Origin of the sequence: Eleftheria terrae (assembly GCF_030419005.1) — a bacterium.
GTDB classification, from domain to species: domain Bacteria; phylum Pseudomonadota; class Gammaproteobacteria; order Burkholderiales; family Burkholderiaceae_C; genus Caldimonas; species Caldimonas terrae.
The window spans coordinates 1,081,189-1,095,331 of sequence record NZ_CP106951.1 but is presented as its reverse complement, the minus strand read 5'-3'; the positions used below and the strand labels follow the sequence as shown (position 1 = coordinate 1,095,331).

General features: G+C 70.6%; 13 protein-coding genes and 1 other RNA gene. 9 read left to right on the top strand and 5 right to left on the bottom strand.

Annotated elements, in window-relative coordinates; all coding sequences use genetic code 11:
* Positions 1-300: 300 nt before the first annotated feature.
* Positions 301-834: a hypothetical protein gene (locus N7L95_RS04870; protein WP_301258691.1), complete on the bottom strand. Its 534-nt coding sequence runs from the start codon at positions 832-834 to the stop codon at positions 301-303.
* On the opposite strand from N7L95_RS04870, the gene N7L95_RS29725 reads away from it, so the two are divergent.
* Positions 833-1,192, top strand: coding sequence for a hypothetical protein (locus N7L95_RS29725; protein ID WP_301258690.1), 360 nt, complete (start codon positions 833-835; stop codon positions 1,190-1,192). The two genes, N7L95_RS04870 and N7L95_RS29725, sit on opposite strands and share 2 nt — an antisense overlap.
* 420 nt (positions 1,193-1,612) lie before the next feature.
* Here the strand turns inward: N7L95_RS29725 and ffs are convergent.
* An RNA gene (ffs, locus tag N7L95_RS04860) (signal recognition particle sRNA small type) lies at positions 1,613-1,710 on the bottom strand.
* 126 nt (positions 1,711-1,836) lie between these two features.
* On the opposite strand from ffs, the gene dnaX reads away from it, so the two are divergent.
* From dnaX to N7L95_RS04835, 5 genes are all read left to right on the top strand, one after another.
* Positions 1,837-4,011 (top strand): DNA polymerase III subunit gamma/tau, encoded by a 2,175-nt coding sequence (gene dnaX, locus N7L95_RS04855; RefSeq protein WP_301258689.1) that lies wholly within the window; start codon positions 1,837-1,839, stop codon positions 4,009-4,011.
* A 72-nt stretch (positions 4,012-4,083) separates the two neighbouring features.
* On the top strand, positions 4,084-4,410 hold the full coding sequence (locus N7L95_RS04850; protein WP_301258688.1) for a YbaB/EbfC family nucleoid-associated protein: 327 nt from the start codon (positions 4,084-4,086) through the stop codon (positions 4,408-4,410).
* Positions 4,411-4,471: 61 nt separating this feature from the next.
* The gene (gene recR, locus N7L95_RS04845; RefSeq protein WP_435870059.1) at positions 4,472-5,053 is read left to right on the top strand and encodes a recombination mediator RecR; all 582 of its coding nucleotides are present in this window, start codon (positions 4,472-4,474) and stop codon (positions 5,051-5,053) included.
* 52 nt (positions 5,054-5,105) lie between these two features.
* Complete coding sequence (locus tag N7L95_RS04840) at positions 5,106-5,513, top strand: MAPEG family protein (protein WP_301258687.1); 408 nt, start codon at positions 5,106-5,108, stop codon at positions 5,511-5,513.
* A gap of 85 nt (positions 5,514-5,598) precedes the next feature.
* Positions 5,599-6,678 carry an ABC transporter substrate-binding protein gene (locus N7L95_RS04835; protein ID WP_301258686.1) on the top strand — a complete coding sequence of 360 codons (1,080 nt, stop codon included), beginning with the start codon at positions 5,599-5,601 and terminating at the stop codon, positions 6,676-6,678.
* Between the two features lie 60 nt (positions 6,679-6,738).
* Here N7L95_RS04835 and N7L95_RS04830 read toward each other — a convergent pair whose 3' ends face one another.
* From N7L95_RS04830 to gloB, 3 genes are all read right to left on the bottom strand, one after another.
* The gene (locus N7L95_RS04830) at positions 6,739-8,022 is read right to left on the bottom strand and encodes a pectin acetylesterase-family hydrolase (RefSeq protein ID WP_301258685.1); all 1,284 of its coding nucleotides are present in this window, start codon (positions 8,020-8,022) and stop codon (positions 6,739-6,741) included.
* 896 nt (positions 8,023-8,918) lie between these two features.
* A complete protein-coding gene (locus tag N7L95_RS04825) occupies positions 8,919-10,649 on the bottom strand; it encodes a transglycosylase SLT domain-containing protein (RefSeq protein ID WP_301258684.1) in 1,731 nt (576 codons plus the stop codon).
* Complete coding sequence (gene gloB / locus N7L95_RS04820; protein ID WP_301260072.1) at positions 10,646-11,416, bottom strand: hydroxyacylglutathione hydrolase; 771 nt, start codon at positions 11,414-11,416, stop codon at positions 10,646-10,648. Before gloB ends, N7L95_RS04825 begins: the two co-directional genes overlap by 4 nt.
* On the opposite strand from gloB, the gene N7L95_RS04815 reads away from it, so the two are divergent.
* The 3 genes from N7L95_RS04815 to N7L95_RS04805 all read left to right on the top strand — a co-directional run bounded on the left by N7L95_RS04815 (position 11,415) and on the right by N7L95_RS04805 (position 14,110).
* Positions 11,415-12,224 (top strand): class I SAM-dependent methyltransferase, encoded by an 810-nt coding sequence (locus N7L95_RS04815; protein ID WP_301258683.1) that lies wholly within the window; start codon positions 11,415-11,417, stop codon positions 12,222-12,224. The genes gloB and N7L95_RS04815 overlap by 2 nt on opposite strands.
* Before the next feature lie 76 nt (positions 12,225-12,300).
* On the top strand, positions 12,301-12,753 hold the full coding sequence (rnhA, locus tag N7L95_RS04810) for a ribonuclease HI (RefSeq protein ID WP_301258682.1): 453 nt from the start codon (positions 12,301-12,303) through the stop codon (positions 12,751-12,753).
* Between the two features lie 100 nt (positions 12,754-12,853).
* Positions 12,854-14,110 carry an efflux RND transporter periplasmic adaptor subunit gene (locus N7L95_RS04805; RefSeq protein WP_301258681.1) on the top strand — a complete coding sequence of 419 codons (1,257 nt, stop codon included), beginning with the start codon at positions 12,854-12,856 and terminating at the stop codon, positions 14,108-14,110.
* Positions 14,111-14,143: the final 33 nt, after the last annotated feature.

The window sequence follows — 14,143 nt, the reverse complement described above, 5'->3', positions numbered from 1 at the left end:
AGACCGATGCACCAAGCCGGGGCCGATTGCCAGTGGCATCGATGCCGGAGGTGGTGGGCGACGGTCCTGGACAGGGCGAAACTCGGTATAAACCCTGGGCCCGCGGCAGGCCGGCAGCCGGGCCGTGGGGCGGTCCAGCTGTGGAGGTGTCGCGCCCCGGAGGGTGGCATCGTGGAGTCTGCGCTGCCTGCCGGCCTTCCTCCGCTGGAGCGACTGGCTCGGCGAACTGCCGAATCCCGCACAGGCCGCTGCTGGCGGCATCCACGACTCGCATCGCGTCGGGCTCATGGCAGCTGCGCGTCATGTCGGGTGGACCGCGCTTGCCAGGGGCAGGCCGGCACGATCCCCGGCATATCGGCGCCGCGCCGCTGTGACTGGGAGCGGTGCAGGGGGCGCCTGCATGCCCCGAAGTGTGCTGCCGCCTGACCCTCCCGACCGGCTTGGCGGGAAGGCGCTCAGCGGCGGCGCCTGGCAAGGTGGCCGCCGACTGGCCACCCAGCCGACCCATATCAGCGCATCGGTGTGCGGCTCGGGAATCGACTGCTGCAAGTATGCGTGCCGCCTCCCGTGGATCTGCCCGTAGCCCACGATTCCACCGCGATCATTGATCGCGGTTGCTGAGGTGAGCTCCCCGCCTTCACCGGTTGCGTCGAGGAGGTCCAGGTTCTGCGTCGTTTCCCCATCGTAGGAAAACGCACGGGCGGCGCTGCTGCCTTTGATCTGAGAGGATCCGACGCCATGCCCTGCGGCATTGGCGTCACCGCCGACCGAGCCTGCCCCTCCAAGGGTGCCCAGGTCGCGCAGCACGGTGCCATCGTGCAGGAACGCGTGCATGGCTGCGTCACCAGCGAGCTGCGCCGCTCAGGTGACGGTGCCTCGTGCATTGATTGATGCCATCGGCTCAGCCGGTGCTGCCGCCGAGCGTTCCCAGGTCGTGCATGGTGCTGCCGTCATGGATGAAGGCGCGTCCTTGGGATTCCTGGTGATCCTACGGAGTGCGGGCGGTTGCGTCGGTGAGCAGCCTGTTTTCGCCGATGTCGCCGGCGCTGCTGTAGACAGCCTCGAACCGATCCAGATTGACCAGGCGGTAGCGAGGTGCCGCCAGCCAGCCTCCGGTGGCCAGGGCGAGCGACAAGGCGACGCCCCCGCGGGCAAGTGCAGGAGGGATGAACGTCTGAAGCTCCTGGCGTGATGGAGCGTTCACCTTATCCTGCGGCCAGCCGGCACGAGGCCCCCGGAGCAGGGACGTCGACAGGAGCGCGCCTTTCCTTCGCCAAGGGGCGGCCAGTACCGCCTGCGGGGGGCTGTCGGGCTCGGCGGTGGATGGGCGAGCTGCGGTCCCGCCCGGCATGTGGGCGGTGCCGGACAGGCCGCTGGCGGCTTGGCCTTCAAACGGTGCTTGCAGCGTGCCGGGCACCGCGGTGCATGGCGCGATCGAAGGCCATGCTGGCCCTTACTGGCCAACTGTGCAGCAGAGATCGGTGCAGCGGAGATCGGTGGGGTGGGCGGGTCCGATGTCGGCCCTTGATGGGGTGCACGGGCGGGATGGTCTGCTTCCCTTGAACACCACCGATGGATGGAAAGCCGCCGCGTGGCGGCTTTCGAGAAGATGGGTGACGAGCCTTAACCCCGGCACTGGTCGCAACGGTTAGGGCTGCTTCGTTCCCGACCTGACCCGGTTGGCCGCGCTCCCATGCGGGGAGGCCCGTCAAGCGCGATTGTAGGCCAGCTTTTCGCCCGGCGTCCGCCGCGGCATCGAAAGTTGCGAAGTGAAGTGCATTGCGCCTCGCTGCGTGGCCCCGGCGAGGAGGGGCGCCGCCCCCGTAGAATTGCGACATGAGCTACCTTGTCCTGGCCCGCAAATACCGCCCGCGCACCTTCGAGCAAATGGTGGGGCAAGAGCATGTGGTGCAGGCCCTGTCCAATGCGCTGACGCAGCAGCGCCTGCATCACGCCTACCTCTTCACCGGCACCCGCGGCGTGGGCAAGACCACGGTCTCGCGCATCCTCGCGAAATCGCTCAACTGTGTGGGTGCCGACGGGCAGGGCGGCATCACCGCCGCGCCCTGCGGCGCGTGCCAGGCCTGTCGTGACATCGATGCCGGCCGCTTCGTCGATTACGTGGAGCTTGATGCCGCATCGAACCGCGGTGTTGAAGAAATCTCGCAGCTGCTGGACCAGGCGGTCTACAAGCCGGTGGTGGGGCGCTTCAAGGTCTACATGATCGACGAGGTGCACATGCTGTCCAACACCGCGTTCAACGCGATGTTGAAGACGCTGGAAGAGCCGCCGGAGTACCTGAAGTTCGTGCTGGCCACCACCGATCCGCAGAAGGTCCCGGTCACCGTGTTGTCGCGCTGCCTGCAGTTCAACCTGCGGCCGATGGCGCCCGAGACGGTGCTGGAGCACCTGGAGTCCGTGTTGCAGGCCGAGCAAATCGCGGCCGATGCCGGAGCGCTGCGGCTGTTGTCGCGCGCTGCGCGCGGCTCCATGCGCGACGCGCTGTCGCTGACCGACCAGGCGATTGCCTTTGGCTCCGGCGAGCTGCGCGAGGCGGGTGTGCGCCAGATGCTCGGCGCCGTCGATCGCAGCCATGTCTACCGGCTGATCGAGGCCCTCGCAGCCGGGGATGGTGCGGCGGTGGTCGATACCGCCCGGCAGCTGCGGGCCCAGGGGCTGTCGGCCCAGGGGGCGCTGGAGGAAATGGCGGTGCTGCTGCAGCAGCTGGCGGTGCTGCAGGTGGTGCCCGACGCGGCCGATGCCGGCGATCCCGAGGCCGAGCGGCTGGCCCGCCTCGGCGAGTTGCTGCCGGCCGACGAGACGCAGCTGCTCTACAGCATTGCACTGCACGGCCGCAACGAACTGGGGCTGGCACCGGATGAGTACAGCGGCCTGACGATGGTGCTGCTGCGCATGCTGGCCTTCAAGCCGGCCGTGGGCGGTGGTGGCGGTGGGCGGCCGGCGTCCTCGGCGCCGCTGCAGCGGCCGGCGCAGAACGCCGCCCTGCGCGTGGCCATGCGCAGCAACGAGCCGTCGGCCGAGGCCGCTGCGCCAGGCGCGGAAGCCTCGCTTGCATTGCGCCAGCCCGGCACTCCGGCTGCGCGGCTCGACGGGCCGGCTGCCACGGGCACCGGCGTGGCAGCCCAGCCGGAGGCGCGGCCTGCGCAGTCCGCCCCATCGGCCGCTGCAGCGGCGGCCCAGCCAGCCGAGCCGCCGGCTCGGCAGCTGTCCGAGAACACCCCGGTCACCTCTGCCGGCCCGGCCCACCAGCCGCTCGCGGCGCCCCCGGTGGCCGCGGCCAGGCCGGTGGCCTTGCGCCAGTCAAGCACCGCGCCGGTACGCAGCATCCAGCCGCCGGCTCGCGCCAGCGCCGAACCCCCGCCTTGGGAGGACCTGCCCGAGGACCCTGCGCCGGCTGCTGCAGCCACTCGCCCCATCGCGCCCGCGCCGGCCCCGGCAGACCCCCGTCCGCCGCAGGTTGAAGCCGAGCCTGCGCCGGGCTCCGTGGTCCCGGCGCGAGCCGAGCCGGCCGTGCTCGACGTGGCACCGCCTGCCTTCGTGCAGCAGCAGCCGGCCTCCGTCGCTGCGCCGATCGCGGTGCCCGCCGCGGCGGACTCGCCCATTGGCGAGCGCTGGCATGCGCTGGTGCTGCAGATGGCTGAGCGCGAGCTGATTTCGGCCCTGGTGCGCGAACTCGCGATGCAGGCCGAGTGCTGCGCCATGGCCGACGGCGAGGCGCCCTGGCAGTTGCGGGTCGAGCGCAACACCCTGGCGGCCGAGGCCACCCGGGCCAAGCTGGAAGCCGCCCTCGCCGAGGTGCTGGGCCGGCCGGTGCGCCTGCAGCTCGAGGTGGCGCCGACGCAGGACACACCGGCCCGTCGTGAAGCCGCCAAACGCGCTGCGCGGCAGCGCCAGGCCGAGGAAACCATCCAGGGCGACCCGCTGGTGCGCTCCCTGATGCAGCAATTCAGCACCGCACGCATCGTGCCGGGCTCGATCCGGCCGGTATGAAGCTGTGCAGATTACCCGGGCGCCGGCCCCTTGATGCCGGCACCGACACCCCTTGAACCCGAAAGGAAAGACATGCTCAAAGGACAACTCGCGGGCCTGATGAAACAGGCCCAGCAGATGCAGGACAACCTCAAGCGCGCCCAGGAAGAACTGGCCAGCGTCGAGGTGGAAGGCCAGTCCGGCGCCGGCCTGGTGAAGGTGCTGATGACCTGCAAGCACGACGTCAAGCGCATCACGATCGACCCCAGCCTGCTGGCCGACGACAAGGACATGCTGGAGGACCTGGTCGCCGCCGCCTTCAACGACGCCGTGCGCCGCGCCGAGGAAGTCAGCCAGGAGAAGATGGGCAAGCTCACCGCCGGCATGCCGCTGCCGCCCGGCATGAAGTTCCCGTTCTGAGTGCCCGCGAGCGATTCGCGCCCGACCCGCATTCCCACACAACGCCGTACCGCTGCCACACATGTCGTCTTTCGATGCCCTGGTGCAGGCCTTGCGCCGCCTGCCCGGAGTGGGCCCGAAGTCGTCGACGCGCATGGCCTTCCACCTGCTGCAGCACGACCGGGAGGCAGCCCACCTGATCGCGCGGGCCCTCGACGACGCCATCCGTGATGTGCGGCACTGCCGGCTGTGCAATACCTTCACCGAGGCCGAGGTGTGCGACACCTGCCTCGACCCGCAGCGCGACACGGCGCAGTTGTGCGTGGTCGAGACGCCGGCCGACCAGGCCGCGGTGGAGCGCACCGGCAGCTACAAGGGGCTGTACTTCGTGTTGATGGGCCGGCTCAGCCCGCTGGACGGCATCGGTCCGCGAGAGATCGGCCTGGAGCGCTTGTTCGAGCGTGCCGCGGAGGGGGAGGTGCGCGAAGTGATCGTCGCCACCAACTTCACCGCCGAAGGCGAAGCCACCGCCCATGTGCTGGCCGAGGGCCTGAAGGCCCGCGGCCTGCGGGTGACCCGCCTGGCGCGCGGTGTGCCGGTGGGCAGCGAACTGGAATACGTCGACCTGGGCACCATCGCCCATGCCTTGGTGGAGCGGCGCTGAGCCGGGCCGCCTCTGTCCCCCCGCGGGATGCCTTTGCCAGGAGCGAAGACCGATGAGCATTGCCATCTGGTGTGTGTTGATCGCTGCCTTGCTGCCGATCGTGTGCGCAGGGCTGGCCAAATCCGGCCAGCTCGGCAAGCGCCGCAGCGAAGGCGGCTACGACAACCATGACCCGCGCGCCTGGCTGGCCCGCCAGCAAGGCTGGCGCCAACGGGCCAATGCGGCGCAGGCCAACAGCTTCGAGGCCTTGCCGTTGTTCATCGGCGCGGTGGCCATCGCCATCAGCACCGGCGCGCCGGCCGCGCGCGTGGACCTGTTGGCGGCGGCCTTCGTGGGGCTGCGGCTGGCCTACATCGCGCTGTACCTGGCCGACAAGGCGACCTTGCGCAGCCTGGTGTGGGCGGCTGCACTGGCCGTCAACATCGGCCTGTTGTTTTCCGGGACGGCAACGCGGGTGTGACGGGCAGTATCGCCGTCGCTGGGAGTTTCCCTGCCCGGATCGGTCCCGATTGGAGCCGGCAGGTCCTGCCGATAAGCTGCCGGTCATGCCGCTGCACCTGCCCGTTCCGCTGATGCGCCCTTCACGCCGCCCGAGCCGGCGCGACTGCCTGCGCACCTTCGGCGCCGCCGCGGTGCTGCTGGGCACCGGCCTGGGGGGCGCCCGGGCCCAGCCGGAGCAGGTTCGCGTCTCGGTGGCCCTCGGGCGGGGCGAGTCCTTCTGCCACCTGCCGCTGACGGTGGCGCAGGAGCTGGGCTACTTCCGCGCCGAGGGGCTCGACGTGCGACTGCTCGAAGTGCCGGAGCCGGGCAGTGCCTCGCATGCGGTGCTGGCGGGCGATGCCGAATTCGGTTCGGGCGCCTACCTGGGCCTCGTGTCCCGGCAATTGCAAGGGCATCCGCTGCGCACCGTGGTGCTCGAAGGGCGGACACCCAAGGTGTCCTTCGGTGTTTCTGCGCGGCTGATGTCGACCTGGCGCGGCATGGGCGACCTGCGGGGGCGGCGCCTCGGGGTGGCTGCGGCTGGCAGCCTGTCGCAGGTGCTGGCCCGCGTGTGCCTGGCCAAGGGCGGGCTCAAGCCGGCAGAGGTGCAGTTCGTCCCTCATGGTTCGATGCAGGAGGCCGTACAGGCCTTGCGCAACGGCGCGATCGACGCCCTGAGCCACCTGGACCCCGGCATGACACAGCTGGAGCTGCGCGGCGAGGCACGGGTGGTGGCCGATCCGCGCACGCCCAAGGGCGCACATGAGCTGTTCGGCGGCCCGATGCCGGGCACCTGCGTGTACGGGGCGCCGGCTTTCGTGGAGCGCCATCCGCGCACCTGCGAGGCCTTCGTCTATGCGGTGGTGCGGGGGCTGCGCTGGCTGCAGACGGCGCAGCCGCAGGACATCATCAAAACGGTGCCGGCCGAGCTGATGGGGGACCGTGCGCTCTATCTGGCGTCCTTCTTCAAGGTGCGCGAGTCCTACTCGCCCGATGGCGAGCTGCGTGAAGACGCCTTGCGCACCGCTTGGAAAGCGGCCGGCTGGCTGGGCGAGCCGCGGCCGCAGGACGACCTGCAGGCGCTGCTCGGCCGCAGCCATACCAACGAGTTCGTGCTGCGTGCCAGGGCCAGGCTCAGGGCCTGACCCCGGCGGTGCCTGGCCGCCCGGCGCTCGAGCGGCCTTGCGGTTCAGCCGCTCAGGCGCTCAACCAAACAGCCAGCGCAGGAAGCTCACCAGCGACTGGATGGGATTGACGGGGCGCGCATAGTCGGACGACTGGTCGGCCTCGACATGGCGCATCGGCGGCGCCTGGCGCTGCAGGACGTTCTCCACCACCGGCGACAGGTCGGCGATGCCGCTCTCCTCGATGCCGGTGCCCGAGAAGTCGACGATGGTCAGGCAGTGCGCGTCGTTGAAGGAGCGCCAGAAGGGCACGTGCCAACCCACGTTGTCGTGCTGGCCCAGTACCGGCAGCCATTGCGAGATGTCCTGCCGCCAGCGCTGGTTGATCAGCTTGCGGCGGGTGGGCTCGTCCGGCGCGCCGATGATGTCGGGATGGAACTTCGCGTAGCTGAAGGCCGAGTAGATGCCATCCTCCTGGAACAGCACATAGCTGAAGCGGTCCTCGGGATAGCTCAAGGCCAGCGCATTGGCCACGCTGCCGAGGTTCTCCCGGTCCAGCCCCGGGCGATCGGCGAAGGCGTCGAGGAGGCTGCCCGGACGGTCCAGGCCCCAGGCGTCCCGGATGCGGTTGTGCAGCGGCAGCGACGGCGCCTGCGCCGGCGTGGCGCCGCGCCGGGCCGGAAACAGCGGGCCGGAGTCCGACAGCAGCGAGGAGCGGCCGGGCTGCAGGATGTCACGCACCAGCGGGTAGGTGCCCATCGAGCCGGCGCCGCCGGCCGAGAAGCCGGTCAGCAGCAGCTCGTCAGGGCGCCCGATGTGCTCGCGCAGCCAGCGTGCGGCGCCAGTGACATTCGCCTGCCCGCGGTGGTGCTCCACGCGGGGCTCGGCCGGATTGCTGTCGCTGTACACCTGCACCGCATTGCCGGTGTGGACGTCGCCGGTGCAATAGGGCAGGTAGACGATGTTCCAGCTCTGGGTGGCGACCTGGTTGAAGGGATGGGCGCGGGCGGTGAAAGGGGTGATGAGGCCGAAGGCAGCGGCGCTGAGCCGCTCAAGGTAGTCGGCCGGGACGCCGTCCGGGTTGGTGGCGCTCAGGCTGCCCTGGCCGAGGCAGGAGGCCTGGTCCCAGCAGGCACCGCCGCCTTCGTACATCACCACCGTGTTGCGGGTGAAGGGGGTGCGGTTGAGGAAGAAGCGATAGGGCGTGCCATTGCCGCACGCGGCGCCGGAGGATGCCGGCAGTTCGACGACATCCCACTGGAAGTAGCCGGCGCTGGCCCAGGAGGCCGACAGCCCGAGTACCAGGGCAGCGCCGCATCGCAGCCAGCGGCGGGACGGGCGGGGATCACAACAGGTCATCTTCATTCGAGTTTCCTGGTTGAGTGACGGCGCCCGGCGCCGGCGCGCCGCCTCGTGGGCGACGACCGGCCCCTGCCCGGGCGCCGACTACCGGCACAGCCCGGGGTTCAGGCTGCACCTGCAGTGGCGACGTGCCGCGGCGGCTGTGGGGCGGCCGCGGTGCTGAGGCAAGGGGGGCGGGCCTGCGGCGGCGCAAGGCCGGTGCGCACAGGGCAGGGGCCGTGATCGCGCGGACGGATCGCAGCGGCTGCCGTCAGCGGGAGGGCATGCGGATCGAATGCGGCTGGACGCAGGAAGCAGCGACTCGTGGGGAAGGGCGGGCCGCTCGGGCGCTGCGATGAGGAGGGCGCGGCGGTGGCCACCGCCGCCAGGTGCGTGGAGAGACGTGCAACTGCCATGCTTTCCTCCTGCCTCGTCGTGAGTGCCTGCCTGTCGGCGACCCTGCGCGGCTGCGCGAGCCCGCAGTCTGGCAGCCGGCCCGGGCGGCGCGAGGCGAATTCGTCAGCAAATGCAGGAATGCCGGGCAGGACGTGCTGCAGGGGGCATGTGGAGGGAGAGGGTGCGGGCGGCGAGCGCGACCAGGGCACGGGCCGGCACCATGGCCAGGCAGGGGTCTGGTGCGTTTGCGTGCTCGCGCCGTTCACGTTCACGTGGGCGTGGGCGTGGACGTGGACGTGGACGTGGACGTGGACGTGGACGTGGACGTGGACGTGGACGTGGACGTGGACGTGGACGTGGACGTGGACGTGGACGTGGACGCGGACGCGGACATGGGGGCCGGCGTGGGCGTGGGCGTGGGCCCCAGGAGGCTCAGCGTGGCGGAAGGGAAGCCATGCGCCCAAGTAAAAGGCCGCGCTTTTGGCGCGGCCTTCAGGTCCACCGGTGGTGGGGTCGAGGGCGGCTCAGTTGCGGGCCACCTTGACCCGTCCCTTGCCCTGAGTGCGCACCGAGGCCTTGCCGGCGTCCTTGCGGGCGACCCGCGTGGGTGCTTTCGCGGCCTGCTTGCGCTCGGTCTTCGAGGCGACGACGGTGCGCTGGCCCTTGCGCAGGGTGGCGCGCGGGCTGGCTTGTTCCTGGCGGGCCGCCAGGCGGGTGGCGGCCGGGCTGCGGCCGGCGCGCTTGGGTGACACGAACAGCACGATCTGCTGGCCGCGCTTGAACCGGGCGCTGCTGCCCACCTTGTTCCAGCTCGCCACCTGGGCGGCGCTCACGCCATAGCGCTTGGCCACCGAGGCCACGCTGTCGCGCGCGCCGGCGCGCACCACGGTGCGGCGCACGGGCGGCAGGTCGGGTGCCAGCGACATGACGGCGTTGTCGGCCACCTCGGCCGAGACGTCTTCGTGGTGCTTGCGCGCCTGGCGTTCGACCAGCAGCGTGGAGCCGCCCTTGATCAGCATGAGCGGCGGGATCTTGTTGACCTCGCGCAGCTCGGCTTCGCTCATGCCGACCTGCTTGGCGGCCTCGGCCGGGCGCATGGTCTTGGGCACGACCCAGGCCGTCCAGGTCGCCAGCGGACCGGTGTGGTCGGCCAGGTTGCGGATGAACTTGCGGGCGTTGTCGTAGGGCAGCAGGATGTGCGGCGTGCCGGCGGCCAGGATCACCGGCTGGTTCATCTGCGGATTGAGGGCGCGGAATTCGTCGCGCGGCATGCCGGCCAGCTTGGCGGCCACCGCCACGTCCATGTCGCGCTGGATGGCCACGGTCAGGAAGTAGGGGTGGTTCTCGATCGAGGCCAGCGAGACGCCGAAGGACTCCGGCCGGTGGATGATGTTCTTGATGGCCTGCAGCTTGGGCACGTAGTAGCGCGTTTCCACCGGCATGCGCAGGCTCTGGTAGTCGGTTGGCAGGCCGGCCTTGCGGTTGCGCGCGATGGCGCGCTGCACGCTGCCTTCGCCCCAGTTGTAGGCGGCCAGCGCCAGGTGCCAGTCACCGAACATGCCGTGCAGCCGGGCCAGGTAATCGAGCGCGGCACGGGTGGAGGCGAGCACGTCGCGGCGTTCGTCGCGGAACATGTTCTGCGTCAGCTCGAAGTCGCGTCCGGTGGACGGAATGAACTGCCACATGCCGGAGGCCTTGGCGACCGACATGGCCTGCGGGTTGAAGGCGCTTTCGATGAAGGGCAGCAGGGCCAGCTCGGTCGGCATGCCGCGCGACTCGATTTCCTCGACGATGTGGAAGAGGTAGCGGCTGGCCCGCTCGGTCATGCGCTGCATGTAGTCGGGCCGCGAGACGTAGTACTGCTCGCGATCGTGCACCAGCTCGCCTTCGAGGTCGGGCATCTTGAACCCCTGGCGGATGCGCACCCACAGGTCGGACACCACGATGTCGGCCGACGTCGGGCCGGGCGGGCTGTTGGCGGTGGTGCCGGTGGGCGTGGCTTCGGGGTCGGGAACGATCACCGCGGCATCGCGCGGGTCGTCCTCGTCACGTGCCTGCTCCAGCGCCTTCAGCGCGGCTTCGCTGGGCTTGCTGGCGAGTTCGGGGGCGGAGGCGCCGTTGGCCGGCGCGCTGGCGGCGGCCTGCGCCGACGGTGCGGTCTTGGCGGACGGCAGCGGGCCCGTGGCGCAACCCGAGGCGAGCAGGCTGGCCGCCATGGCCAGCAGCCAGCCCGGGCGTGTCAGGAGAGGCTTCATCGAAATTCGTTTTTCCATTGTCTGAGGGCGGCCAGCACGCTCACCGGGTCGTCGCCGGCAGCGCCCTGCGCACGGGCAGCCGCGACAACGGCCGGCTGATCGCAGCGCAGGAAGGGATTGATCCGGGACTCCTGGTCCAGCGTGCTGGGCAGGGTGGGCCGGCCCTCGGCCCGCCAGGCTTCGCAGCGTGCCCGATGGGCGGCGATGTCGGCATTGCCGGGTTCGACCGCGGCAGCGAAGCGCAGGTTGCTCAAGGTGTATTCGTGCGCACAGCACACGCGGGTGGTGCCGGGCAAGGCGGCCAGCCTGCCCAGCGAGGCCGACATCTGTGCCGGCGTGCCTTCGAAAAGCCGGCCGCAGCCGGCGGAAAAGAGCGTGTCGCCGCAGAACAGCACCGGCGCGTCGCCGACATCGGTGCTCCAGTAGGCAATGTGCCCGGCGGTATGGCCGGGCACGTCGATCACTTCGAACTGGTGGCCGCGCCAGATCGCACGGTCGCCTTGCCGCAGCGGCTCGAAGTGTACCGGCAGGGCCTCGCCGGCCGGCCCGAATACGGGCCCCCCCAGACGAGGGAGAAGCGCTTCCAGGCCGCCGACGTGGTCGGCGTGATGGTGGGTCACTAGAATGCCGGTCAGCTGGAGCCCGCGGCGGTCCAGGGCATCAATGACCGGCGCTGCCTGGCCTGGATCGACGACAAGGGCCTCCTGGCCCTCATGAATCATCCAGATGTAGTTGTCGGCAAAGGCGGGTAAGGCAACCAGTTCCATGACGCAAAACGGGCGGATTATAAGTTTGGATGAGTGGTTGCTCACGCCAGCCGGCCGGTATTTGTTGGCATGGGAGCAGGAGCAGTTGGACCGAACTGTAGGCGATTTGTTCGGATTCCATGCCGTGCAGCTCGGCCTGCCGCAACTCGACGCGCTGGCGCAGAACCGCATGCCGCACCGCTGGGTGGCGCTCAGCGCCGCCGGTGCGCCGGCCAGTGCCGTACCGCGCAGCGTGCCGCATGCGGTCATGACGGATTTCGAGGCGCTGCCCTTCGAGACCCATAGCCTGGACCTGGTGGTGCTGCCGCACACCCTGGAGCTGTCGCGCGATCCTCACCAGACGCTGCGTGAAGTCGAGCGGGTGCTGGTGCCGGAGGGCAAGCTGCTGGCCCTCGGCCTCAACCCGGCCAGCCTGTGGGGTGTGCAGCAGCGCAGCGCGGGGCTGTGCGCCCGGCTCGGCATGGGCACCGACTTCCTGCCGCCGGCCGGTGACCTGATTGGCTACTGGCGGCTGCGCGACTGGCTGCGCCTGTTGAGCTTCGACATCGAAGGCGGCCGCTTCGGCTGCTGGCGGCCTGCGCTGCGCTCCGAGCTCTGGCTGGAGCGCTTCGGCTGGATGGAGCGGGCCGGCGAGCGCTGGTGGCCAGTGCTGGGAGCCGCCTACTTCCTGATGGCCACCAAACGGGTGCGCGGCATGCGCCTGATCAACCCGGCCTGGAAGCGCCGGCAGCAGGCGCAGCAGCGCGCGCCTGCGGTGGCCGCATCACGCCGCCAGCCGCTGCGCGACCTGTCGGAACCTCGGCGCTGACCGGCCGGCGCGCGATGGCGCCGGCGGTCCTGGCGCCTTCCTCGACCCTTCTTTCATTTTTCGGATCTTCAGCTTCATGACGACAGGCATAACGCGACCCAAGGTGGTGATCTATACCGATGGCGCCTGCAAGGGCAATCCCGGGCCGGGCGGCTGGGGCGCCTGGCTGCAGTCCAACGGCCATGAGAAGGAATTGTTCGGTGGCGAGCCGGTGACCACCAACAACCGCATGGAGCTGACCGCGGTGATCGAAGCACTGGCCAGCCTGAAGCGCACCTGCGAGGTGGCCCTCTACACCGACAGCGAATACGTCCGCAAGGGCATCACCGAGTGGATCCACGGCTGGAAGACGCGCGGCTGGAAGACGGCCGACAAGAAGCCGGTCAAGAACGCCGAGCTGTGGCAGCGGCTCGATGCGCTGGCCTCGCTGCATCACGTGCAGTGGCACTGGGTCAAGGGCCATGCCGGCGACCCCGGCAACGAACGCGCCGATGCGCTGGCCAACCGCGGCGTGGCGCGCGCCGGTTGAGGGCCGGCGCCCCGGCCGGCACCCGGCCGTGTGAAGAAGTGTGAACAGGGGGCGTGGTGCGCCGGTTACAGTGAGATGGCTGAGGCTTTCACCACCCCCAATGAAGAAGTTGCACGCCACCGTGGCGGTTGTTGGCATGGCGCTGGCCAGCGCTGCCGCCTACTGGTACCAGAACCGGCCCACCTCCGCGCAGGCGGCTGCTGTCGAAACGGTGTCGCCGGGCGCATCCCGCGGGGGCGGTACCGGCCGCGCCGGCGCTGCAGACGCTGCTGGGCCCGGGCCGGTGGCGGTCGAGGTGGCCAAGGCCCGTGCCACCTCACTCAGCGAGGAGGCACAGGCGGTTGGCAGCCTGCGTTCGCGCCAGGGGGTGATGCTGCGGCCCGAGGTGGCCGGGCGGGTCGCCGCGCTGGGCTTCAAGGACGGCCAGCCGGTGCGCCGCGGCCAGCTGCTGGTGCAGCTCGACGAGACGCTGCTGGCGGCGCAGGTGCGTCAGGCCGACGCCCAGCTCAGCATTGCGCGTGCCAACGACAAGCGCAACCGCGAGCTGCTGGCGGAGAACTTCGTCAGCCAGGCGTCGGTGGACCAGACCGCGGCCAACCTGCAGGTGGCCGAAGCCCAGCTGGCCCTGGCCCGCGCCCAGCTGGCGCGCATGCGCATCCTGGCGCCGTTCGACGGCGTGGCTGGCATCCGGGCCGTCAATGTGGGCGACTATGTGAATGCCGGCGCCGAGCTGGTGAACGTGGAAGACCTGGGCACCATCCTGGTGGACTTCCGGCTGCCCGAGCGCTACCTGCCGCAACTCAGGCCGGGTCAGCCCGCCGCGGTCAGCCTGGACGCCTTGCCAGGTCGGCGCTTCGAGGCACGCGTGGAGGCGCTGGAGCCGCAGGTCGATGCGGACGGCCGCTCGGTGCTGGTGCGAGCGAGCATCGCCAACCCTGACGGCGCTCTGCGCCCGGGCATGTTCGCTCGCGTCGACATCCGCCTGTCCACCCGTGACGGGGTGGTGGTGGTGCCGGAGGAGGCCTTGCTGCCGCAGGGCGGCAAGCAATACGTCATCAAGGCGGTGCCGGGGCCGGACAGGGGCGCCACGGTGGCCCGCCGGGTCGAGGTGCAGACCGGCGCACGCCGGCAGGGCCAGGTGGAGATCGTGAAGGGCGTGGCGGCCGACGACACGGTGGTGACGGCGGGCCACCAGCGCTTGCAGCGCGACGGCGCGCCGCTGCGCATCGTCGAGCTGGGCCAGGGGGCGGCGCCGGGCGGCGCCGCCAGCGCACCGGCAGCCGCCAACGGGCAAGAGGGCGAAGCCCGCGCCGCGGCGCGGGTGAGCCTGGCGCCGGCCAGCGGCCGGGCGCCTTGAGGCGCATTCGATGTCGCCTGTATCCCCACGAGT